The sequence below is a fragment of the uncultured Roseobacter sp. genome (assembly GCF_947501835.1).
Lineage (GTDB): Bacteria > Pseudomonadota > Alphaproteobacteria > Rhodobacterales > Rhodobacteraceae > Roseobacter.
Map to the genome: position 1 here is coordinate 37762 of NZ_CANMXR010000017.1, position 22233 is coordinate 59994.

The 22233-nt window shown below is 56.9% G+C and carries 19 protein-coding genes; 7 read left to right on the top strand and 12 right to left on the bottom strand.

The window, feature by feature from the left end; genetic code table 11:
• Nucleotides 1–83 precede the first annotated feature (83 nt).
• Complete coding sequence (gene rpmG / locus Q1A20_RS23350) at nt 84–251, top strand: 50S ribosomal protein L33 (protein WP_011454349.1); 168 nt, start codon at nt 84–86, stop codon at nt 249–251.
• Between the two features lie 116 nt (nt 252–367).
• Here the strand turns inward: rpmG and Q1A20_RS23355 are convergent, their stop codons facing one another.
• Both Q1A20_RS23355 and Q1A20_RS23360 read right to left on the bottom strand, forming a co-directional pair.
• Nucleotides 368–3514 carry an efflux RND transporter permease subunit gene (locus Q1A20_RS23355; protein ID WP_299919049.1) on the bottom strand — a complete coding sequence of 1049 codons (3147 nt, stop codon included), beginning with the start codon at nt 3512–3514 and terminating at the stop codon, nt 368–370.
• 1 nt (nt 3515) lies between these two features.
• Nucleotides 3516–4643, bottom strand: coding sequence for an efflux RND transporter periplasmic adaptor subunit (locus tag Q1A20_RS23360; protein WP_298971921.1), 1128 nt, complete (start codon nt 4641–4643; stop codon nt 3516–3518).
• Nucleotides 4644–5422: 779 nt separating this feature from the next.
• Here Q1A20_RS23360 and Q1A20_RS23365 point away from each other — a divergent pair.
• Both Q1A20_RS23365 and Q1A20_RS23370 read left to right on the top strand, forming a co-directional pair.
• Complete coding sequence (locus Q1A20_RS23365) at nt 5423–6496, top strand: AI-2E family transporter (protein WP_299406508.1); 1074 nt, start codon at nt 5423–5425, stop codon at nt 6494–6496.
• A 132-nt stretch (nt 6497–6628) separates the two neighbouring features.
• Nucleotides 6629–7801 carry a DUF2254 domain-containing protein gene (locus tag Q1A20_RS23370; protein WP_299406505.1) on the top strand — a complete coding sequence of 391 codons (1173 nt, stop codon included), beginning with the start codon at nt 6629–6631 and terminating at the stop codon, nt 7799–7801.
• Nucleotides 7802–7818: 17 nt separating this feature from the next.
• On the opposite strand, the gene Q1A20_RS23375 is transcribed toward Q1A20_RS23370, so the two are convergent.
• Nucleotides 7819–8412, bottom strand: coding sequence for a histidine phosphatase family protein (locus Q1A20_RS23375; RefSeq protein ID WP_299919053.1), 594 nt, complete (start codon nt 8410–8412; stop codon nt 7819–7821).
• Nucleotides 8413–8648: 236 nt separating this feature from the next.
• Here Q1A20_RS23375 and Q1A20_RS23380 point away from each other — a divergent pair, with 236 nt between their 5' ends.
• The 3 genes from Q1A20_RS23380 (at nt 8649) to Q1A20_RS23390 (ending at nt 10645) form a co-directional block, all read left to right on the top strand.
• Nucleotides 8649–9476: a winged helix-turn-helix domain-containing protein gene (locus Q1A20_RS23380; RefSeq protein WP_299919055.1), complete on the top strand. Its 828-nt coding sequence runs from the start codon at nt 8649–8651 to the stop codon at nt 9474–9476.
• Between the two features lie 110 nt (nt 9477–9586).
• Nucleotides 9587–10132 carry a hypothetical protein gene (locus tag Q1A20_RS23385; protein WP_299919057.1) on the top strand — a complete coding sequence of 182 codons (546 nt, stop codon included), beginning with the start codon at nt 9587–9589 and terminating at the stop codon, nt 10130–10132.
• A 120-nt stretch (nt 10133–10252) separates the two neighbouring features.
• Nucleotides 10253–10645: a hypothetical protein gene (locus Q1A20_RS23390; protein ID WP_299919059.1), complete on the top strand. Its 393-nt coding sequence runs from the start codon at nt 10253–10255 to the stop codon at nt 10643–10645.
• A gap of 5 nt (nt 10646–10650) precedes the next feature.
• Here the strand turns inward: Q1A20_RS23390 and Q1A20_RS23395 are convergent, their stop codons facing one another.
• The 9 genes from Q1A20_RS23395 to Q1A20_RS23435 all read right to left on the bottom strand — a co-directional run bounded on the left by Q1A20_RS23395 (nt 10651) and on the right by Q1A20_RS23435 (nt 19324).
• Nucleotides 10651–11475, bottom strand: a complete 825-nt coding sequence (locus Q1A20_RS23395; protein ID WP_299406500.1) for a hypothetical protein — start codon at nt 11473–11475, stop codon at nt 10651–10653.
• A gap of 112 nt (nt 11476–11587) precedes the next feature.
• Nucleotides 11588–12136, bottom strand: coding sequence for an NUDIX hydrolase (locus Q1A20_RS23400; protein ID WP_299406498.1), 549 nt, complete (start codon nt 12134–12136; stop codon nt 11588–11590).
• Nucleotides 12137–12162: 26 nt separating this feature from the next.
• Nucleotides 12163–12288: a hypothetical protein gene (locus Q1A20_RS23405; protein ID WP_299919063.1), complete on the bottom strand. Its 126-nt coding sequence runs from the start codon at nt 12286–12288 to the stop codon at nt 12163–12165.
• Between the two features lie 152 nt (nt 12289–12440).
• A complete protein-coding gene (locus tag Q1A20_RS23410; protein WP_299919065.1) occupies nt 12441–12827 on the bottom strand; it encodes a hypothetical protein in 387 nt (128 codons plus the stop codon).
• Nucleotides 12828–12887: 60 nt separating this feature from the next.
• Nucleotides 12888–13334, bottom strand: a complete 447-nt coding sequence (locus Q1A20_RS23415) for a hypothetical protein (protein ID WP_299406493.1) — start codon at nt 13332–13334, stop codon at nt 12888–12890.
• A 151-nt stretch (nt 13335–13485) separates the two neighbouring features.
• The gene (locus tag Q1A20_RS23420) at nt 13486–13818 is read right to left on the bottom strand and encodes a hypothetical protein (protein WP_299406490.1); all 333 of its coding nucleotides are present in this window, start codon (nt 13816–13818) and stop codon (nt 13486–13488) included.
• A gap of 444 nt (nt 13819–14262) precedes the next feature.
• On the bottom strand, nt 14263–16350 hold the full coding sequence (locus Q1A20_RS23425; RefSeq protein WP_299919066.1) for a hypothetical protein: 2088 nt from the start codon (nt 16348–16350) through the stop codon (nt 14263–14265).
• Nucleotides 16343–18658, bottom strand: a complete 2316-nt coding sequence (locus Q1A20_RS23430; RefSeq protein ID WP_299919068.1) for a hypothetical protein — start codon at nt 18656–18658, stop codon at nt 16343–16345. Before Q1A20_RS23430 ends, Q1A20_RS23425 begins: the two co-directional genes overlap by 8 nt.
• A 24-nt stretch (nt 18659–18682) precedes the next feature.
• Nucleotides 18683–19324 (bottom strand): hypothetical protein, encoded by a 642-nt coding sequence (locus Q1A20_RS23435; protein WP_299406483.1) that lies wholly within the window; start codon nt 19322–19324, stop codon nt 18683–18685.
• 468 nt (nt 19325–19792) lie between these two features.
• Here Q1A20_RS23435 and Q1A20_RS23440 point away from each other — a divergent pair, with 468 nt between their 5' ends.
• A complete protein-coding gene (locus Q1A20_RS23440) occupies nt 19793–21868 on the top strand; it encodes a BTAD domain-containing putative transcriptional regulator (RefSeq protein WP_299406477.1) in 2076 nt (691 codons plus the stop codon).
• Nucleotides 21869–22233 lie beyond the last annotated feature (365 nt).

The window sequence follows — 22233 nt, forward strand, 5'->3', positions numbered from 1 at the left end:
CTCGGGGGGCTATCTGGTTAAAAGCCGGGCTTCAGGATTCACGCAGTCCCTCACCGGAGGAGCGCTGCAGCAGGAGAAGAAACATGGCCAAGCCAACCACGATCAAGATTCGTCTGAACTCCTCGGCGGGGACAGGCCATTTCTACGTCACCAAGAAAAACGCCCGCACCATGACCGAAAAAATGGTTGTGCGGAAATATGACCCGGTGGCGCGCAAGCACGTTGAATACAAAGAAGGCAAGATCAAGTAAGATCGCTTCTTCGACGACAAGTTTGAAAGCCGCGCCAGATGCGCGGCTTTTTGCGTTGTCTGGGTCGGCGCGGCCCCATCCGGATCCGGTGTCAGATGCAGACACCCGCGAGGGCCCTACGATGCCTCGCGGGGCCTTCCCGGAAAGACGCTTTTGATTGCAACGTAGAAGACGGGCGTGAAGAACAGCCCCAGGAACGTCACACCGGACATGCCGAAGAAGACGGCTGTGCCCAGAGCCTGACGCATCTCGGACCCCGGTCCCGTCGCAATTAAGAGCGGCAATACCCCGAGGATGAAGGCAAAGGCCGTCATCAGGATGGGGCGCAGGCGCAAACGGCTGGCGTCAATCGCGGCCTCAACCGGTGACATCCCGCGTTCCTCCTGTGCCTGCTTGGCAAATTCCACGATCAGGATGGCGTTTTTCGCCGCCAACCCGACCAGCACGATCAGCCCGACCTGGGTCAGGATGTTGTTGTCCATGCCGCGGAACATAACCCCGGCAAGCGCGCCGAGGACGGAAAGGGGCACGATCAATATAATCGCAACAGGCAAGGCCCAGCTTTCGTAGAGAGCCGCCAGAAACAGGAAGGCAAAGAGGATCGAGAAGGCAAAGATATAAGCCGCCGTGTTCCCCTGATTGCGTTCCTGCAGCGCAAGTTCGGTCCATTCGAAATCGACACCGGGCGGTGCGATAGAGGCAGCAAGCTCTTCCATGGCGATCAGTGCTTCGCCGGTGGAGACGCCAGGCGCGGCCGAGCCTTGCACGGGTACGGAGACCTGTTGGTTGTAGCGCTGCACCAGCGAAGGCCCTGCCGTATCCACGACCGAAACAAGTGTGCCAAGGGGCACCAGCGCGCCGGTGGCGGATCTGACCCTGAGGGCGGTGATGTCTTCTTCTTCGAGGCGGAACTGCTCATCTGCCTGCGCGCGCACCTGAAACAACCGGCCAAAGGCGTTGAAGTCGTTCACGTAGGCTGATCCGAGGTTGATCGAGAGGGTCTCGAATATCTCGCCGATGGGGACATTCAGCATCTGCGCGCGCACGCGGTCGATCTCCAGATAGACCTGTGGCGACCCTGCGGAGAAGGTGGTGAAGACTCCCTGCACCGCATCTGACTGCGCCGATGCCCCCATGATCGCATAGGCGCTGCCCAGCACGCGGGACATATCGGCGCTTTCATTCTCCCTCAGTTGCAGCTTGAAACCGCCGCCAGTGCCGACACCGCGCACCGCAGGAGGGGCAATGGCAATGATGAAGGCCTCGCGCAGCGACTGCATCCGGCCAAAGAGCTGTCCGACGATGGCACCTGCATTCAGCCCGCTTTCTGCCCGTGTCTCGAAACTATCAAAGGTGGTGAAGATGACGCCCTGATTGCTGGCATTGGTAAATGTCGCGCCGGAAAACCCTGCGAAGGCCACCGCGTTTGTCACGCCAGGTGTTTCGAGCGCCACCTCCGTGGCCTGTCGGATCACTGCGTCGGTGCGCTCCAGCGAGGCGCCATCGGGCAGTTGGACCACCACAATTGCGTAACCCTGATCCGCATCCGGGATGAACCCTGTCGGCACCTTCTGGTTGATCCAATAGCTGGTCGCCAAAAGCCCGGCAAAGACGACAAGCGAGGCGGCAATGGTCGCCCTGGAACTGACCAGAAAACTCACGATGCTGCTGTATCCGTTCGACATTTTGTCGAATCCCTTGTTGAACCCATTGGCCAGGGGGGTGGTGATCATCGTCAGTGGATTTCTTGAGGGGGCAGTGCGGGCCGGTTTGAGAATGGCGGCGGCCATCGCGGGCGATAGGCTGAGCGAGTTGATGGTGGAGATGACGGTCGCGACCGAGATCGTCACGGCGAATTGTTTGTAAAACTGTCCGGTGATCCCGGGCACCAGTGCGGCGGGCACAAAGACCGCAATCAGCACCAGCGAGGTACCGATGACCGCGCTTTGAACCTCATCCATGGTGCGGGCGGAGGCCTCGCGTGGGGACATGCCGCGGGAAATATTCCGCTCGACATTTTCCACCACCACAATGGCGTCGTCCACCACGATGCCAATGGCAAGGATCAGACCAAAGAGCGTCAGCAGGTTCAGCGTGTAGCCAAGGGCCAGCATGACAGCGAAAGTGCCGATCAGGGACACCGGAATGGCAAGCAGCGGAATGATCGCTGTGCGCCAGCTTTGCAAAAAGACGATGATGACCACCACCACCAGCAATACCGCTTCGAAGAGCGTCTCATAGACGGCGTTGACAGAGGCGGCGATGAATTCGGTCGGGTTGTAGACGACGCGGTATTCCAACCCGTCGGGGAAGTCTTCGGACAGCTCATCCATGACCGCGATGATCTCATCAGCGGAGGCCAGGGCGTTGGAGCCGGGGCGCTGGAAGATGCCAAGCGCCACCGCCGGTTTGTTGTTCAGATAGGAGTTGTTGACGTAGGAGCGCGCGCCGATTTCCACACGGGCAACATCACGCACCCTTACGACACGCCCGTCCTCAGAAGCCTTGACGATGACGCGGCCAAATTCACGCGGGCTTTGCAGGCGCCCTTGGGTTGTGATCGTGACCTGAAAGGCACTGTCGCTGTCGTTGGGGGGCGCACCGAGCGAGCCACCCGACACCTGGACATTCTGTTCGCGCAGTGCGTCGACCACATCTGCGGCTGTCAGGCTCAGCGATGAAAGCTTGTCAGGGTCCAGCCAGACCCGCGCCGAAAACTCGCGTTCGCCAAAGATCAGCAAATCGCCGACGCCATCCAGCCGCACGAGCCTGTCCCGCACGCGCGAGCGGGCATAGTTTGACACATAAAGCTGATCGAAGCTTTCGTCCGGCGACAGCATATGCACAACCATCATCAGATCCGGGGAGGATTTGGTTGTGGTCACACCAAGCGCGCGCACTTCCTGCGGCAAGCGTGGCTCGGCAATTGCCACCCTGTTCTGCACAAGCACCTGGGCGGCATCGAGATCCGTGCCCAGCTCAAACGTGATCGTGAGGCTCATGGAGCCATCGGCGGTCGAATAGGAGGACAGGTACAACATGTCCTCGACACCGTTGATTTCCTGTTCCAGCGGTGTGGCCACAGTGGCCGCAATCGTCTCTGCATCCGCACCGGGATAAGAGGCGCGCACCACGATCGAGGGGGGTGCGATCTCGGGATATTGTTCGATCGGCAGTTGCGTATAGGAGATCAGGCCCACAATCGTCGTGATGACGGCGATCACAATGGCAAAGATCGGACGGTTGACGAAAAACCGGCCCATCTCAGTTTTCCGCAATCAGCGGCAGCTCGACCATTTCGGGGGTCACCACGCTGCCCGGTCGGGCGCGCACGATCCCTTCGATCACGATCACCTCAGAGCCATCCAGCCCATCTCGGATCACGCGGTATCCGTCGATGCGCGGGCCGGGGCGCACCGGGATTGGGGTGACGTTGCCTTCCGCGTCCACAGACATCACTAGCCGGCGGTTCTGGTCCGAAACGATGGCGGAATCAGGGATCAGAATGCCCTCATAGGGCAGGGAGCCCGGCACATTGACACGACCAAAAAGACCAGGGGTCAGCACCTCATCCGGGTTGTCCAGAACGGCGCGGACCCGCATGGTGCCGGTATCGGCATCAATCCTGTTTTCGGAGAAGTCCAATATGCCGGTCTGCGGTGGGATGCTGTCGTCTGAAAGTGAAACCTTGACCTCCAGCCCGCCGCCGCCCTCCTGCAGCGAGGCGCCGCGCGCCCGCGCATCCCGCGCATAGGCAAGAAAATAACGCTCGTCGATGTCGAAATAGAAATAGATCGGATCGGAAGACACAATCGATGTCAGCACCGTGTCATTGGCAGAAACCAGGTTGCCCGGGTCCACCTGTGACCGGTCAATGCGGCCCGACATGGGGGCGGTGATCTGCGAATACTCCACGTCCAGCTGGGCCAGCTCCAGGTCTGCGCGCGCCTGTTCGCGTGCGCCCTGTGCGGAGAGGTATGCCTCGCGCCGTTCGTCGACAACGCTTTGCGCAATGTTGCCGTTTGATACAAGCGATTGTGCCCGTTCCAGCTGTTCCTGCGCAAAATCATAGGTCGCCTGCGCCACATCAATCTGCGCCTGGGCCTGCCGGAAAGCGGTCTGGAACTGACGTTGATCGATGGTAAAGAGCAATTGGTCCTTTTCGACGATGTTTCCGTCTTCGAAATGGATGTCCTGCAGATATCCCGATACCCGTGCCCTGACGATGACCTCGGCACGCGCCTCGAAACGGCCGACAAATTCATCGTCTTCCACGATGGTCTTCACCACCGGGTTGGCAACCGTCACCGGCGGCGGCCCTTGTTGCGCCAAAGCGGCGCTGCCGATCAGAATGGCAAAGAAGGTTCCGACCCATGCAAGTGTATTTTTCATTTGGGGATTGCCTTTTTGATCGCTGGGCGAAGGCCCAGACCGTCTTGGACGGGAGTTAGGATTATACGTCTCAGGATCAAGGACAAAGACCGGAACCAGCAAACGTGACACCCTGCGTGATGGACCGCCCTAACCTGCGTCATTACCGCAGCTTCGGTGATTTTTGATTTCCTAACAAGGCCGCAATTGGGCTTTCGGCATATTTGTTCCGCCCGCGTGCAAATCGGGTCCGAACCGTCCCGTGCTCTGTCTAAAAATTACACAGCACGTAGCCTGAAAATACCCAAGCTGCGGGGGATAGGGCAAAGCACTGCGGAACAAAACCAACCTGCCGCTTGTTGCTTTGTTGTGATGTCAGCGCACCGGTCAAAATGGGGGCGCCGAAATCAAAGATCAGAAAGCAGGGGTAAATCCATGAACCGCATTATCTATATTATTGGCCTGGTGGTCGTCATTCTGGCAATCCTGTCGTTTCTCGGGCTGCGGTGAAGGCCGATGCGCTCATACTGGTGATTTTCCGTCGTACTCTCGCGGTGACTTTTCAGAAGTAACGGCGGGTTCACATGTCGCGGTGATACTCCGCTCCCAAATCGGAAACCTTTGACGCATGAGGCAAAGCCCGTTGCCAAGCTTCGGTCGGCGGCGTGAGGTCACGCCAACGACAGTTTCGCAAGACTTCCAGATCTCTTCAGAGCATCTGAGCGACGGATCCGTCGCAGCCCCGCACCCCTGAAACCCGAACCAATTGCTGATCCCAAAAACTGGATACAAAAAAGCCCATGCGCGAAGACATTAAAGCCCTCCGGCGGAGCGTAAGCACTTTAACCACCATCACAATTTTTGTGATCGCCTATTTTGCCCGCGATTTGATTCTGCCGGTGATGCTGGGCTGCCTGATCGCGCTGACCCTAAGCCCGATCAATCGATACCTGCAAAAGCAGGGGCTGCCTGCGGCGGTCTCAGCGGTGACGCTGATCCTGCTGGCCGCGGGGTCCATCGCGGCGATCATCTTCTTCGCTGGTGACACGGTGCGGACCTGGTCAGACGATGCTCCCAACATCGCCAGAGAGCTCAAGTACAAACTCAGTGGCGTCACCGAAGCAATTGACGCGGTAAAAGACGCCTCGTCGCAGGTGGAGGAAATGACAGCGGCGTCAGCAGGCGGACCACAAGCCGTTGTCGTGCAGCAACCCGGTTTACTGAATTCCGCCGTGACCCTCGCGGCCAGCAGCGCGACCTCGATCAGCGTCGCCCTCATTCTGGCGCTTTTCCTGCTTGCCTCTGGGGATCTTTTCTACGTGAAGCTGGTTCAGGCATTCCCCACTTTCAGCGCGAAAAAGCACGCATTGACCATGGTCTATGACATCGAGCGGCGCGTGTCGGGCTATCTGCTGACGATCACGCTGATCAACGCGGGGCTGGGCGTGATCATCGCGTCAGCGCTCTGGCTGGTGGGGTTGGAATATGCCTACATTTGGGGGATCGCGGCCTTCTTGCTGAACTATCTGCCGATCCTCGGCGGGTTGATTGGTACGCTGCTCGTCGCGGCGCACGCCATCATCTATTTCGACAGCTTTTCCTATGCGCTGCTTGCTCCGCTCTTGTATCAGGCGCTGACGGCTTTCGAGGCGCAGTTCGTCACCCCCTATCTGGTCAGCAAACGGCTGGAATTGAATACGGTTGCGGTCTTCCTGACCGTGGTGCTGTGGGCGTGGTTGTGGGGTGTTGCGGGCGCTCTTGTCGCCGTGCCGTTTTTGCTGGTGTTCAAGGTTATTTGCGACAAGATCGACAGTTTGAAGGTCATCGGTAACTTTTTGGGGGCGGCAGAGGCACAAACGCGACCGGACCCGTAATCTGCTAGCGGGAGCAGTTGTAAAAGAACGTCTTGCGAGGTTTAGATGAAGTTGGTTTTCTGCCGAATGACGTGATGAAAACGAGGCCGTGACATCAGCAAGTTTGCGCAACCGCGCGTGAAGGGAAGGGCGATGAGCAAACGGGCTCTGTTACTCAAAATAGCGCAGGATTTGCGGGCCAGTTACTGGTTCATCCCCGCCACTCTGGTGCTGGTCGCATTGGCCTTGGCCCATGGGTCGGAGTGGTTGGATCGCAACGTCGAACTGATCCCGTTTCAATTGCCCGACGCCTTGACCGACACACAGGTCGATGGCGCGCGCAGCACGCTGTCCACCATTGCGACTGCGGTGATCGGGGTGACCGGGGTGATGTTCTCCATGACGATTGTTGCGGTGTCTTTTGCCGCCGGGAACTACGGCCCGCGCCTGATCGGGAATTTCATGCGCGACCGGGGCAATCAGATCAGCCTGGGCGTCCTGATCGCCACATTCGTCTATGCGCTGTCGATCCTGCGTGCCGTGCAGGACCCCTCAGAGGCTGCAGGCGTCGAGGCCTTCGTGCCGCAATACTCGATGTTGATTGCCATGCTCGGCAGTATCGTGGCCGTTTTCACGATGATCTACTTTGTGCATCACGTGCCCGAAACCATCAACGTTTCAAACATCACGGCCAACCTGGGCCGGCGGCTGGAACGCGAGATCATCAATATCATCGAGGCAGATGCGGCCTTGGACCCCAAACCAAAGGTCCGTTATCCCGAGAGAGACCCCGATCATCTCTTCACGCTGGAGGCAGCGGGGTACATCCAGACGCTGAATTACACCCGCGTCGAGGAACTGACGGCGGAGGCAGATTGGCACATCCGGATCGAGAAGGTGCCGGGGGATTTTGTCACGCCCTTCACCCCGGCGCTGGCCGTCTGGACCAAAGATGACATCTCGCAAGATGCCATTGCGGAACTGCGCGCCTGTTTTGCGGTCGGGGTGAGCCGTACCGAACATCAGAATGTTCTGTTTCTGGTGGATGAACTGGTGGAGATGCTGGCCCGCGCGCTATCGCCCGGGGTCAATGATCCGTTCACCGCGATCAACTGCCTGAACTGGATGCACAACGCGTTGAAAACGGCACAGAATTATCAGCAAGGTTTGGGTGACGCGGGCGCAGGGAAATACCACCTCGGTCCACGGCTGACCTATGACGAGCTCTTTAAGCGGAGTTTTCTCGCGTCGCAGCCCTATTGTAAGACCGATCATCTGGCGCTGGCGCATTATGAGAAAAAGGCGCGCGATTTAGAGCGCGGGTGAGGCTGCGGGTGGAAGGATCACGGGGGCGATGTGCTGAGCTGTTCCATCGGGCGCCATGGATGGGCTGGTGGCCCCATCTCCGTGGGAAATGCAAAGTAACAGCCCCCACCACCGGGTCCCTGATCGTGCGCGCGATCGATAGCCAGCCCGGCCAGGTGGCAATAGAGAAGGGTGCCAACACCGCCATGCCCGACAAACAACACGTCGCCCTCATCGTGGTCCCGCAGGCAGGCTCGTACTTCGGAAACGATACGGGATTGCGCCGCACGGGCGGTTTCCCAGCCTCTCACACTGGTCTCCGGCTCGGCAAAGAACTGATCCGCCACCTGCTCAAATTCCCGCGGCGGCAGAAACCCCGTCGCGCTGCGGTCATTCTCGTGCATACGCTCTCTGACCTCAAGGGCGCAACCCAATGCGTCGGCCAAGGGGCGCGCCGTTTCAACCGCTTTGACCTCGGCGCTTGTGACGATACGCCGGGTGCCGGCGAGGGCATTCGATTGGGCTAGACGCGCAACCCGCGCAGCACCGGTGTCGTTGAGCGACCAGAGTTGGATCTCTTTCTGAGGATCAATCTGCACCTGAGGATGAGAGAGATAACGGGCAACAGTCATGCGGGCTCTATGGCACTCCGTTCGCCTTGTTGAAAGTCTTACCATCCCATCTTTTCCGAAAAAGAGATTTCAGGACTTACAAATTAGAAACCCCGCCGAAGCTAGCGCTTGGGCGAGGCCGGACTTTCCGGGCTTTTGCCGTGTATGGATAAATGTGAGCGTAGGGCGGTGGCGCGGCGGCGATACTCCGACCAAAGACTGATTTGTGAAATCTGTCACCCAAGTTAAGGTATGTCATGGCCAAGTATTCAATGATATTGGCGATTTTGTGCGTGTTTCTTCTCTCTTTGTCCATGTTGCGCCCTGACCGCTGGAGGGACGTCGAGGACAAAGCACGACAGGATGCTCTACTCTTTGCATCGGTCGCCGAGAGGCCTGATCGCATTGGGTTTGCGCTGATTCAGGATGAAACAATCCGGCATCTCGTATTGTTTGATATCAACCAAATACCAATCTATCCAGAAAAAGACGGCTTCGTACCCGTGCGGTTCACGTTGTCAGAAACTCAATTGAGAGATTTGATGGAAATCTACGCGCAGACCGCCGAATCTCAGTGGTTGCGTTTTGATCGCGATGGCCAGAAGTTGCTCAACTGTCGTAAAGAAGATGCGCTTTGCCTGGTCTATGACCGCGTCGCTTTGGAAGAGTTGTTTGGTCTTCGTGCTGGTGCGTTGAACAATCCCGGTGTGTTCAACTGGTTGAACGTCGTGCTGGGGGTTGTCTCTATGGCGTTGGTCGCATTCGCCGCCTGGAGCAAGCTGTGTCAACACTCGGTTGGCACTGATCTCGAACTCGTTCCGGACAGGTACAGCGCAAGGCGTGGCGATCTTGAGATTGCTCTTACACCCAGAGACTTAAAACTCCTGAAGCTGCTCATTGACAGACAAGGTTCGGTGGTCACGAAAGATGAGCTTTACGATGTGGGATGGGGGCGTGATTTCATGCCCAACTCAAGAGCACTCGATCAGCACATTATCAACTTGCGCAAAAAGCTGGACCCAGATCGGAAGTTGCCCAGGATCATCGAAACCGTAAGAGGTGTTGGGTATCGCCTCTCCACCTGAGCGATTTTTTTGCACATTTTTTGCGAAGACTTTGCACAAAATTCACACACGCCACACAGCTTTCGGCTCCCTTTCAAACGAAGACACATCGCTTCAATGGAGGGAAGACAATGAAGACACCACCGATCACACGCCGTCAGGGACTCGTCGGAATAGGAGCCGCTGCCGCCGCGGGCGTGGCCAGCGCCAGCCCGGCCGCATCGCCGATAGGCTTTGACGAAAGCAACGTGAGGTGGAACACGCTACCGGGTATCGAACATGTTTGGTACCACATTCTGAAGGTTGATCCTGACGAGAAGATTGTCGATCTTTTGCTGAAGTTTGCTGCCAACGAAAGAATTGTCGTGCACAAGCACCACGCTGACTACAGCACGTTTATTATTCAAGGAGAGCTGCGGATCTACGATGAAAACGGACAGATCAAAGAGATCCGACCAACGGCCAGCTTTGTGGAGAAATCAGCGGGCGGTGCCGCGCATACGGAAGGTGGCGGTGATGTCGATTGCATCGCATTGTTTAGCAATTGGGGGACCGATGGGATGATCTACGAAATCCTAGGGCCGGACAATACAACGGCCGCAACGCTGGGGCTGCAGGATTTTGCAGCACTGTTGGAAGCTCAGGATCCGCCTGTTCAAGCAACCAAGCCTGGTTGAGACTGAGTTTGCCGACGCCGTGCCTTGTCCTGAGTGTTTTGCCCTAGCACGATAAAACACACAGGACATTGGTTTCAGATCCGGCCATGTGATCCAAGGTCATCAGGTTTGCTTTGATAGATGCCACTCGTGTTCAACCGGTTAGGTTTTGGCCCATTCAGATGGAAAGCCGGCTCTGACATGGCGTGCTTCATCAGGCGCATCGAGTTCTTGGAAATTCTGCACCACGAATTCGATCTGATTGAAGAGCCTGAACCAATAAGAGGTTGTCAGATTGAAGCTGATGCCACTTGGATCGGATTCGACCCTGGCCCAGTCGGCACCCCAAATGCCGCGACAATTGCGCTTCATTCGGGCAGCAAACTCGACAGATCGGCCTATTGCCGACTTTTACAGCCTGCTGTGGAGCTTCTGAAAGCTGCCGATCGTGCAGTCCGCAAGGTCAACGGTCGCAAGCACAGGGAAGGTTTGCTGCAACACGAAGCGCGGCCGCCCGATCTGGCACAACATTGATGCGCTCAAAACATCATGCAATCTGCGCCCGGTGGCAACGGCGCGGAACCCGGCTGCAGCGTAGGTGTATAGTCGAATGTCACGATTTGCGCGCCACCGTCGAACGCGATGAATAACTGATCGGAGCCCGGCCTGATGGCTATCCCTTCCGGATCATTGCCGTACTCCAACAAGCTAGCCTGTGCGAGAAGTTCTCCATCGGAGGAAAACTCATATAGGCTGTTCGACCCTTCCCAATCGTCGACGATCAGGAGATGACCTGTGCGAGGGTCGATCGCGATCCCCTGCGCCTCGCTCAACGGTGGGGACAACTTCATCGTGTTCATCTGTGTTTTCAGCTGGCCAGTCGGGCTAAACCAGGACAGGCGTTCTGGATCGTCCTCCACTGTTACGATGTCGCCATTCGCGGCAATCGCAATGCCTTCGGTGTCCGAAAATCCGCCGTCCAAGGTGAAAGGCGGCCCCAAGGCTTCTCCATTCTTTGTCAACCGTTGCAGCTTGCCAAACCCATCCCCGACGAGCAGATTATCGCCTTCCAGTGAAATTGCCTTAATCCGAAGCAGGTCACTGCCGACGCGTCGCAACTCCTCGCCCTGCAATGTGACCAGCACTGCATCGGGCCCCTCGTTTGCGATCCACAGGCCGCAAAATGTTGGATCATAATCCAAGCTGGCCGGGCGGTTTAGATCGTACCGGCCTGTTTCTTTCAAATCCAGGGCTGCCGCGGGAAATGTCGCGACCACTATCAGTAAAAACGTCAACCCCTTGCGCATTTGAACCCTGTCAGCCTGTTCTTCATCTTTAGGTGTTCCGATTTGCCAGCTCGTCAATACTGATCAGGGGATTGATGCGTTTTTGGTCGAAAACCCAAAGCCTGAAAGTTGCATGACCTACTGCTACGAACACAGTCCACCTTGCAGCGGTGTCATATGAGCATCGCGGTCAACAAGCGGTGTATATGACTCCCGGCCCATTACAGGCATTGGGCAAGGTCCTTGGACGCCGCGCTCGCGCCCGAATAACGGCCATTCGCCGCGAGAGCACAGTCAGCGCCTCATTAAACCGACGCTCTGCGGGACATTTCTGCCGTTCGTCAAGCTTGGTCGAAAGACCGCGTTCAGAGATGGCCGCCAGCTTCTCGACGCTATCGACATGTTTACTGCAGTGTATCGCGCTGCATATCACATCTTCGATTTTCCACCACCAAGCCTTGCTCACATCATCCCCTGAGACAGGCTCGCCTGAGAGGTAGTCGCAAAGCACCGCCGCAAGCAGGAAATGGAACCGGACCCCGCCGTCCTCATCATGCTCGATCACATCCACATTTGTCAGATAGCGAACCGGATGCCCGATAAAGCCTGTTTCTTCGCGCGGCGCGCGCGCGGCGGCCTCCATCGCGGTTTCGCCAAAGTTCACGTGCCCACCCGGAAAGCCCCAGAGGCCCGCATCCGGCTCATTCCGCCGTTTAACCAACAGGACGTGGCCATGCATGGCCGTTGTGGAACCGACGCGGCGTCTCAGAAAATGAAATCAGACGCGTCGAGATCAGCGATGTTCACGTCTTCCAGCGTGATGACCGGCTGTCCGTCTCCGTTCACCAGCACGTTGCGGTCAGTGATCAGCACGTCTGAGCCGTTCTGCAACAGATGGTTAGCCTGCAAATCGGCGAAGCTGGTGATCGTAGAAACGCCTGAGAGATCGATTTTCTCTTTCGCATCAAAGGCATCGAAATCGGTGATTGTATTGATGCTATCACCATCGCGAAAGACAAACGTATCGGCCTCGGTGCCCCCGCTCAGCTCGTCATGGCCTCTGCCGCCATCAAGGATGTCCCTCCCACCAAAGCCTTGCAGCGGTCGTTGCCCTCCCCGCCACGCACGGTGTCATTGCCCCGGTTGCCGATCAGCCGGTCATTGCCCGCACCGCCGTCTATCGTATCGTCGCCGTTTTCGCCGCTCATCGTGTCGTCGCCGTCAAAGCCAAACATCACATCGTCATCTCGCCCCCCAGCCAATGTGTCATCGTCCTCGGTGCCGCAGATCGCTTCAGGCATGCGGTTGAGGATCACGGTCTTGATCATGCTGTCGGCCGTGCGGTAGCTAACCGCCACCAGACCGTTGGGCAGCAGCGTGGCATCAATCTGGTTGGCCGCCTCGTCTGCGAGAACAAAATCCTCGCCCACCGCGTCGCCCGCGCTGTCGAAACGCTGGCCGCGGACCTGTTTCGCGCCATTGTCCTGGTCTTAGAAGATAATGAACCCGCCATCGTTCAGCGCGGCAATCACCGGCTCGTTGTTGTTGGTGTTGCCGCTGCCAAGGTTGAACCCCGTGCCGCGGAAGGAGGTCACGGAATTGAAATTGGCATCAAAGACCTGATAGAGCACGTCCCTGTCGTCATCGAACTCGGTCCAGGCCATGACAAAACCGCCGCCTTTGAGCGCGGTGACCGCCCGCTCAATGGCTCGGTCGTCGCGGTTGCCGACGTCCCTTTGCTGCACGATCAAGCCATCCGGGCGCAAGATGGAGGCGAGAAGCCGACCGTCGCGGTTGCCGCCGGGGCCATCGGGATCGATGACAAGAACGATGTTGCCGCTTTCCAGCGTGGTGGAGGTAAGCTCGGCATTGCCGTTGCCTGCAAAGTCGATCTCCGCGATGTCAAAGAAGGCGTCACCATTCTCCAGTCCGTGCATTTCAACAATCTCAGTCGTCGAGTTCCGACGAACGAAGAAGTACCGATAATCATCGTCACCGCCCACGTCTGCGATCGTCGGATTGAGGAACTGTAACCCGCCGCCACTATTGGTGTGGGATGTTCCACGGTCTACAACTAGAGCACCAAAATCACTTGCGAAAAAAGGTTGTCTCTATCTGGGCCCTAGTGGCCCCGCCGTCGGTTTCCGTGACAAGGGCAACGCGGTTACCGCCAACCGCCACAATGTCGAAGGTGCGCTCATCGACCTCATTGAGAATGTCGAACCCGAACTCATCGCCGATCAGCGTGCCGTCGGCCTCAAAAAGCTGGCCGCGGATATCGACCCCCGGACTGCCGCCCTCCTCGGTCGCATAGGCCACAAGCAAGCGGCCGTCCGTCAAGGTGATGGTTCTGGGGTTGCTCACGCCTTGGGTCGTGTTGGTGATAAAGGCATCGACGAGAATTTCCGGGGCGGTGGTCATATCACTGGTCCTCATCAAAAAAGCGCGCGCAGGGCAATAGCCCGAAAACGCGAGTTACCGGTTAGGCCGTCGGTTTCGCAGCCTATCGTTGTAACCAGCGCTGTAAGGACCGTTGTTTTTGCAGGCGGCACCGTTTTATTTCCCGGTGCCGCCTGCATGGGGGATGGCCCATCGTTCCTGTTTTACCTCGTAGTCGAGGTTTCTACGGTTGTGACCATCATTTGCGCGTTGATCCTGATCTCAATTCCAGGACTAAAAGACTTGCCAGTTCTGGATCTGGCTGACATCGCATCGACTGAGTTGGAAGGTGCTTGCGCAGCGGCATCCAGCCATGCGTGTTGTTTGATCAGCTTTGTCAGTATCTCCTTCTTTCCAAAACAGGGTGTTTAAAGGAAATGTCCCGCCGGTAACGACAAATCTACAGTTCCGGTTTTCGAAAGTATCTTAATGTTCGAATGTGCTGAACATTTCTTTCTTAACCGGCGATTGCATTAACTTTCGCATGAGCGCGTCTGCTCGGTTGTCAACCTTACTCGAGCTATGCTTCCGATCGGTCTGGATCATACCGATCTGCCCTTCGATGGCCGTTCGGGTCGAAAGCAACTGGGCCTCCGCTTGAGACAAGAAAAGGTCATTGAAGGTCGTTTCCGGAAAGTCTTCTTTGTATTTCTCTTTCATCGCCTGGTTGTGCGCAAGGAATTCAAGCGCCCTTTCGTAAGCGGTGTCGAGATTATCCAGCATGGCGAGCGTGCGCTCTTCCCAAGCCATCAACTGTGCCGTGTCCAACTCGAGCAAAATGTCTTGGGCCGCCAGTTTGGGCTGCTCTTCCTGGGAGGGAACCTCAGGAAGCATCGGTTTTTCGATACTGCCAAGCAATTGACCGATCATTGAGCCCTCGGGCACGGCCTGCGAAAAACCAACCGTCTCTCGCCGCTCCACTTTTTCGCGCACAATGTTGAAATACTCGATGACGACCACGCGCATCTCATTGATCAAATCCCGCCGCCGTTCATTTTCGCCGCTCCAGAAAAAGACCTTTTCCAAGGATAGTGCATTGTCGAATGCACCTTCGGCCACATCCCGGTGAATGAAATCCGAAAGCTCTTTGGTCGCACTGACCGGCACCCGCTCGGATATTTGATCAAAAGCCGGTTTCGCAAACCTGTGGAACAGGTAGTAGGCTTGGTGTTCATCAAGCAACCGCAGGCCGGGATACTGCCGACCTTCATAAAGTGTATTTGGAGAATCTGTGAGACCAGTGGTCGAACTCAAGATCCGATCGACAAAATTGTCGTCGATAAAGCGGGTTTCCGCAGGCGAATATCCTCCCACCCTCACGGATTTCCTGCTTGGGGTTTGCTCGCGTTCAAGGACGTCGTTTGCTTCAAGATAAAGCAGCCATACAGCCAGTTCCATGGGGATTACGAAAGCATCCAGATCGGCGAGAATTGTATCGGACAGATCAATCAGATCAAAGAGATTGCTTTCGATCTCCTCCATGACCAACACCGTTTCAAATGACGAAAAGACATCATCGTCTTCTACAGCCTCAAGAATGGCGCGCATCTGAGCGTAGTGTTCGATGACGTCCAGTTTGAGGGACTCGCATTCGGTGGTCAGTTCGACGATCGCACCTGTCGTCGTGAAAGACCGCTCATTTGACGTGCCATACCTCTCGGCAACGGCCTCGGCTGGGAATGCCTCCGGATATCTTTGCAAGGCCACCTGCGAAAAGGCGCGGAATTCCGATTTTCCTGCATCGATGTGATGAGCATAGTCATCGATCAGACCCCGTATCTTGTTATTGATTTTCCGCTCAGTGATGTCCTGATATCGTACTGCCAGCGCGTCTATCGTTGGCAAATCGCTTTCCATCGCCTCGATCACGAAGCCTCGATTCTGATCGAGGTATTCGATATCGTGCCGGACACGGGCCAGTTCTTCTTTCGTCACCAGATTTAGCTTCTGTCGTTTTCGCCACGCGCGTTTTCGGGATTTGGGCGGGCCGCGCATATGCAGTCGGTTGAGCAGCCGCACCTCTTGCCCCACCAGTTCTGAGCGCATGCGGTCCAACACCGCAGCTTTGCGCCCTGGTAACGTTGCGATGCGTCGCATCATCACCTTGGACCGAGCCGATGTCTTAATGCTGGTCAACAGAAGCGCACTGGCACCGGCCAAAACCGGCGCGGCGCCCGTCACACCAGCCAGAAGGGTGACTTCGACGGCGAGCGCAAAAAACAACTCACCCATGATCTGTCCAAAGGTGACGGGTTCTCCCTGTTCGATCCCCCGCACCCGCGCCTCCAGGCTATGAAGCCTGACATCCTGCACATTGTTGAGTGCGATCGACGCCAGCTTTTCGATCAGGTCGAGTTGAAACACCGTGTGTTCGCGCATCGTATCGATGTTCCCGATCAGGAACGTCTTCAGTATCCGCGCCTGATCCTTTTCCGGCGCTTCGTTGAGAGCGCCGAAAAGCTCGGCATACATATCATAGGCAAAATCTTCGCCACTCCCTGTTGCATCATCCATCGGCACCGGCCTTTTCGGTCGATGTCATCAGGGCCGCCATGGCGGTCTCCTGCTCTTCGATCTCTTCCTCGCCGGGCAATTCGACCGCGCCATCTGTATCTGGAGCGAAGGAACAGTCGAACTCGGGCAGGTCTGATCCCTCCTGAAGATAGACGAAGCTGGTTGGTACCTTGACCTCCCAAGGCGCCTCCACGGGCATCCCGTCACCCTTGCCGATCTGCACCGAGTCGTGCAGCTCTTCGAGAAGCGAAAGATGCGTGTCGTCGTCAAAGGCTGGCACCTCACCACCCGCCCAAATCATGTTTGTGCGCAAGAAGTATAAAACCGACCGTTCATAATTCGGACGAAGTGGGACGACGACCCGAGCAAAGCCGGATTTGAGAAACTGATCAAAGAGCGCGTCGCCGGTTTCCGCCTCGCGGAAGAGCTCATCCCACCTCTGGCGATCTGTCCAGAAATAGGGATAGAGCTTGTAAGTGATCATTTCCCATTCGAACGCTTCCTCAGCAAAGGCCGCCGTAACACCGTTGACGTTGTTCGCTTGCCAGTTGGGAATGCCGAAGAGACCCGACAGATTGATTTCCATCCGACCGTCGGGCAGTTCGTTCAGCTTTCGCGGTTGCTCGGCAAAGGCGGTGTGCCGGGTCAGAACGTCGATGCAGTGCTTGCGCAATTCTTCGGCCTCGATCCGCCTGTAGGTCTCTTCACGCGGCTGGGCCTTAAGCGCGCCCACCTGACTGTCACGAGACGTTTCTGCCTGCTGCAGATCTTGCTCGTAGGCGGTTTGCTTGTTGGTATAGGCCTGCAGAATTTTGGCATAAGTGTCGATTTGCCATTGCTGCAAAGTCTCATCGTTACGCTCCATTTTGTAGAGCAGATTGAAGTAGAACTTGCCCTCGAATTCCGCCCCGATCGTGATCGGAATTTCGCCTTCCAGCGGATCAGGCGACGCGTGCCATTCGTCGAAACGATTGGTGCTGACCATGATGTCCTTGTCGTTGTCGGCACCATCGTTGTGGGTCAGGTAATAACAGGTAACACCCATCACGTTGACCAGCAGCATGTTGACGTCCGACGACGTGTCGGAAAAGCCGATGGTCGTGTAGTACCCGTACTTCACGTCTGTGTTGGTGCCGTTCTTATCGGGTCGACTGATCTGGGTCATCGGGATATTGGCCTGCCATTCCACCAGGTGATATCCTTGGTCAACGATGACCGTGTCGATCGTCTTGGCGAGGGTTGGTTCGTTGTGGTCCTGCACGCCGTTGTCGGACGTGCCGGGATCGGCTTCGGGGTGCGAAATGCCCTTGCCCTTTACAAGCCTCAGGGGCGGCGGCGGCGCGATATCCGTGGCGTCATAGGTTGCGGCCAGGCTTGCATAGTTGGCCTCGGTCACGTCCTCATAGCTCTTGATGGGCGGTGAGAGGTCACGCGGATGTGTCGGCGGGTCAATGTTCGCAAGTTCCTGACGGTCGATCAATTTTGCCAGGTCGCGCAGAAAGAAGGCGGGTTCAGGCACATGAAATTGCAGGAACAATCGTTTGCCGTAGTCGAAGAGTTGCGCGTTGTAGTATTTGTCGATCCAGCGGTAGATGCCGGTGATATGGGTATCGCTTTCAGTGTTGTCGAAACCCTGCAACGTGGTTTTTACCGACTCGGTCACAATGGTGACCTTTTTGGATTCACTGACGGCCTCGCGCACGCGCTTGGTTGCTTCTTCCGTCACCGTCTTCGCGTATTCCTGCGATGTGGTGAGTGATGCGTCCTTAGAGGATGTATAGGAGGCATTCGCGCCGATGGTCGCCGAGAAGGCCGGCGCATTGTAGGATGCGCTGATATTGCCACTGACAGATGTCTGCTGACTTTGCGCCTCCTGCGATTGGACCGACAGGGAAAATCGCTCCTCGAACCCGGAGGTCTGGGTTTCCTCGACTTCACGTTCAAAAGAACTTTCGGTGGTATCCGTGATGCTGTTGAGATCGCGGCTGCTGAATTCGCGGCGCTCGCGCGCCATGACATTTTCGATTTGCGCGATCTCACCCATCTTGTAGCCGCACAGGTTTTGCTCAACGACCAGCAGGTCACCGACGGTTACGGGCGCAAGACAGCTTTGCCGCAAGGGGCGGAAATGAATACACGATTTGATCGGTTGCAGCAGGTCGTCATCACCTCCGAAAATCGGTAGAATTGTGTTCAGTGATGCCAGTGGCAGGTCGGTTGCGGTATCTTCTGCAGCGTTGGTTGTTGCAGCAGTCTTGTTGGCGGTGGTATCCGAGGGTCCGGATTGTGATGTCTTCGTACGTTTCATTTTGGCTCTCCGCTTCATCGGCTGCTAAGCTAGGTTGTCGTAGCTCAAGAGATCTTTGGGCAATGTCGCCTCGTAAGCATCGAAATCGTAGTAAGGCCATGTGATCGGCGGTACGGGCTTCAGGTTTTCGAGACGTACAAGGGTCAGAAGATGCATTCCGCGAATGGCGTCTATGTGATGGTTGGTTTCGACCTGATGGATACCCGCCATGACGCAGACCGCATAAAGCGACTCCCAGATCACAGAGTACTCCAGAAACAGGACCAAAAGCGCAGGCGGGGGCAGCACCGGATCATGGAAAAAGTTCGAAGTCGCCAGGGCAGGTATGCGGTCTTCGAGTAGAGCGATGATGCTTGCCAGCTCCACGCCCTCCGTAGTGCTGCCATCCCGGTTGTGAACCGGACCCCGCAACTCAGAACGCAGGGTATCGGTCACTGTCTCGAATTGCAGTTGATAATATCGCTCGGCGCTGAAGAAGAGAGGGCCTTCTATCATGGTTCTGGCTAGAACCACCTTCTGTAAATAATTGTCCGTCCCGATGAGTTGTTGGCGGAATGGAGCTTGTGCATCCGTTCTGAGGTCACGGATATAGCGCAGGCGTTTCAGTTTTTGCCGGATACGTTCGGGCTGTCTCAGTGTAATGAATTCAAGGGTGGTCTCTGACATGTCGGCGATCCTCACGTGTCGGAAAAGAAGTGCTCAGTTTGCTGTGCCCGGTGTCAGCATCACGATCCGGTCTGGATCATCGGAGCGGACAGCTGCCTGCTCTTGCATCGATGCAACGCTTTGCACGAGAGCGATGGTGAGCAGAATGCCAACGGCACTCCAATACGACCACCGACCAGGACCCATCCTGTGGGTGCGATGTCGTATCGGCGGATGGGTCAATTGCGGATGGGTCCAAAAGACAGTGGCCGGGTGTGCGGGCCAAAGGGAGTGACGACTGCCGGGGTATCTATTTCGCATTAAAATAACCTCTTACAAAATACTGCCGAACCCCTGCGGTGGGTTCTGCATCACAGATCAACGGTCCTGATTCGTGGTAGTGTGCACGCCTCGGGGGAATTGATTCGGGAACTCGTTTGGGAAAAAAACGTGAATTCAAAGATCATCACTGAGCGAACTGAAGGCCGCATGAACGAATTTCTGGTGGAACATGGCATCCGTCTCAATCTGTTCGGACCGTTCGAATTGCGCCGCGGCGATCAGTTTCTGCCTGTTTCGGCGCGCAAAGATCGTGGACTGCTGGGTCTCCTTGCCCTCTCGGCTGGCAAGTGCATGCTGCGCAGCCAACTCGCCGGTATTCTCTGGAGCGAGAGCAGCGAAACACACGCTCGGGACAGCCTGAAACAGGCGTTGCGCCGGTTAAAGTTGCTGTCTGAAGAGGCAGGGATTTGCCTCATAGAGGCGGATCGGCAGTCGGTCAGGCTCGGGCCCGAGTTGTCGGTTGACCTATTTGAGCTTCTGGAGGCGGCGGACGATCCTTCGGAGGACGTTTTGGGGTTGCGCCGTGGCCCGCTGCTGGAACGCCTGCAGATATCTGATCCGCTTTTTCGAGACTGGCTTCTCGGCGAACGCGCGCGGCTTGATGCCGTTTTCACGGATCTGGCTTTGCGCCTTATGAGGCGTGGCAAGGTCAGCGAACAGTCCAACGCTACCTCTTATGCGGCGCGCCGTCTGCTTTCGGTTGATCCGTTCAATGAAGAAGCGGTGCGGACACTCATGCAGGGACACATCGAACGGGGCGAGCGAAGCCTTGCCTTGCGATGTTACGAGTCGGCACGCGAACTGCTTGCGGAAAACCTCGGCATAGAGCCCGACCAAGAAACCACCGAGATGGCAGACCAGATCAGAGCGGCTGACACAGTGGCGCCCAATACTGTCGTCGCGCCTTCGAGCGGCATATTGATCGCTGTCCTGCCGTTCGTTGCGATAGGGGGCGATCCGACGCAAGACTACTTTGCGGATGGGTTGACCGAGGACATCATTACAGATCTGGGCAAGGTTCGCGGCATTGGTGTGACAGCACGCAGTGTGGCCTTCGCACTCAAGAGGGGAAACACCTGCGCGATCAAGGTCGCGAAAAGCCTGGGCGCGAGCCACATCCTGCAGGGCAGTGTTCGACAGGATGAACAATCGGTGCGCGTGACCGCGCGGCTCATCGCGGGAGGGTCCGGAGACCAACTCTGGGCGGATCGGTTCGACCATCCCCTGACCGACATCTTCGTGTTGCAAGACCGGCTCGCACGCCGCGTCGTCGAAGAGCTGCGTGGAGCCCTGTTTCCGGACGTCGATACCGAGTTCAAAAGGGGCACAAAGGATATAGAGGCCTACAAGCTCTTCCTCAAGGCACGCTCCTTTTACCTACGTGGTTTGGATCACCGCAGTCTTGGCACGGCACAGCTTCTGCTGACGCAGGCGGTTGAGCGTGATCCCGGATATGCACAAGCGTTTGCGCTTCTGTCGCTATGCGAATTCTACCTGTCGATCCGTGGAGCAGGCGACCCTGGCTGCTCTCGCTGCGGTGACCTGGCGCACACGGCCTTCGGATTGGACGCGGATTTGGCGGAGGTCAGGGCCGCGGTGGGCCTTGGTCATTACGCCAAAGGCAATTATGGCGCTGCCGAGCGGCAGCTCGCCATCGCGGCGCGGATGGATCCCGACCTCTTTGAGCCACCGTTTTTCCTCGCCCGAAATCACCGTGTTCGTGGGGACCGTGCCGAGGCGGCCCGTCTTTACGCGCAAGCGGCAACTTTGCGACCGGAAGACTATCGGTCTTCGGGTCTGCTTGCAGAAGAGCTCCGCGCCTTGGGCCGCAACGATCAGGCAATTGAGGCGCTTGATGAGACATCGCGCCGGCTCGAAGCAGCGGTGGAGCGACATCCTGACAACACCGACGCGCTTGCGTTTGGGGCATCTGTCTACGCTGAGCTTGGTCGGATCGATCAGGCCCGAGAATGGTGTCGCTGGGCAATGATCCTCGGGGATGGCGATGGTCTGGTGCAATTCAATTATAATCTTGCGCGGGCATTCGTACTGATGGGTCAACCCGACGACGCGGTAGAACGCTTGGCGCGTCTGTCAAAGACGTCAAACCTGACAAGACGTCGTTTGATCGCTTGGATCGCAACGGATTTGGATTTCGCGGCTTTGCGTGAAAGTCAGACTTTCAAAGTGCTCATGGAGGAGCTCGACGGCTGCCACTTCTGAGGGGTCTGCTGCATCGATTTGAGCGTATTAGGAAAGCTCGGTATCGCTGCTTTTCAGCTTGTCTTCGTACATGCGTCGAACAGATCTCGGACGCAGCTGATCTCGTTGGTGACGCCGCGCTCGCATCCGGCAAAATGGCCCTTGCGAATGGCCCAGAAGGTCTCGACGCCCTTGAACGTGGCTTTGGCGATGGACGTACTTTGGCACAGGATTGATCGTGTGCGGTGCTCATCTGACAACTCAAGTGCGCGGAAGCTGCCGTTCGCAGCGATGCAACATGCCGGAATGTTGGGCTTATTTTGTTGAAGAAGTCTTGTTGCTTTGAAGCAAGTCCTTTGATTCACTCGCTATTGTAGATTGGGGGA

Coding starts and splice junctions, on each gene's coding strand:
- rpmG (WP_011454349.1), top strand. CDS start 84: ATGGCCAAGCCAACCACGATCAAGATTCGTCTGAACTCCTCGGCGGGG.
- Q1A20_RS23355 (WP_299919049.1), bottom strand. CDS start 3,514: ATGGGCCGGTTTTTCGTCAACCGTCCGATCTTTGCCATTGTGATCGCC.
- Q1A20_RS23360 (WP_298971921.1), bottom strand. CDS start 4,643: ATGAAAAATACACTTGCATGGGTCGGAACCTTCTTTGCCATTCTGATC.
- Q1A20_RS23365 (WP_299406508.1), top strand. CDS start 5,423: ATGCGCGAAGACATTAAAGCCCTCCGGCGGAGCGTAAGCACTTTAACC.
- Q1A20_RS23370 (WP_299406505.1), top strand. CDS start 6,629: ATGAGCAAACGGGCTCTGTTACTCAAAATAGCGCAGGATTTGCGGGCC.
- Q1A20_RS23375 (WP_299919053.1), bottom strand. CDS start 8,412: ATGACTGTTGCCCGTTATCTCTCTCATCCTCAGGTGCAGATTGATCCT.
- Q1A20_RS23380 (WP_299919055.1), top strand. CDS start 8,649: ATGGCCAAGTATTCAATGATATTGGCGATTTTGTGCGTGTTTCTTCTC.
- Q1A20_RS23385 (WP_299919057.1), top strand. CDS start 9,587: ATGAAGACACCACCGATCACACGCCGTCAGGGACTCGTCGGAATAGGA.
- Q1A20_RS23390 (WP_299919059.1), top strand. CDS start 10,253: ATGCCACTCGTGTTCAACCGGTTAGGTTTTGGCCCATTCAGATGGAAA.
- Q1A20_RS23400 (WP_299406498.1), bottom strand. CDS start 12,136: ATGCATGGCCACGTCCTGTTGGTTAAACGGCGGAATGAGCCGGATGCG.
- Q1A20_RS23415 (WP_299406493.1), bottom strand. CDS start 13,334: ATGCACGGACTGGAGAATGGTGACGCCTTCTTTGACATCGCGGAGATC.
- Q1A20_RS23420 (WP_299406490.1), bottom strand. CDS start 13,818: ATGACCACCGCCCCGGAAATTCTCGTCGATGCCTTTATCACCAACACG.
- Q1A20_RS23425 (WP_299919066.1), bottom strand. CDS start 16,350: ATGGATGATGCAACAGGGAGTGGCGAAGATTTTGCCTATGATATGTAT.
- Q1A20_RS23430 (WP_299919068.1), bottom strand. CDS start 18,658: ATGAAACGTACGAAGACATCACAATCCGGACCCTCGGATACCACCGCC.
- Q1A20_RS23435 (WP_299406483.1), bottom strand. CDS start 19,324: ATGTCAGAGACCACCCTTGAATTCATTACACTGAGACAGCCCGAACGT.
- Q1A20_RS23440 (WP_299406477.1), top strand. CDS start 19,793: ATGAACGAATTTCTGGTGGAACATGGCATCCGTCTCAATCTGTTCGGA.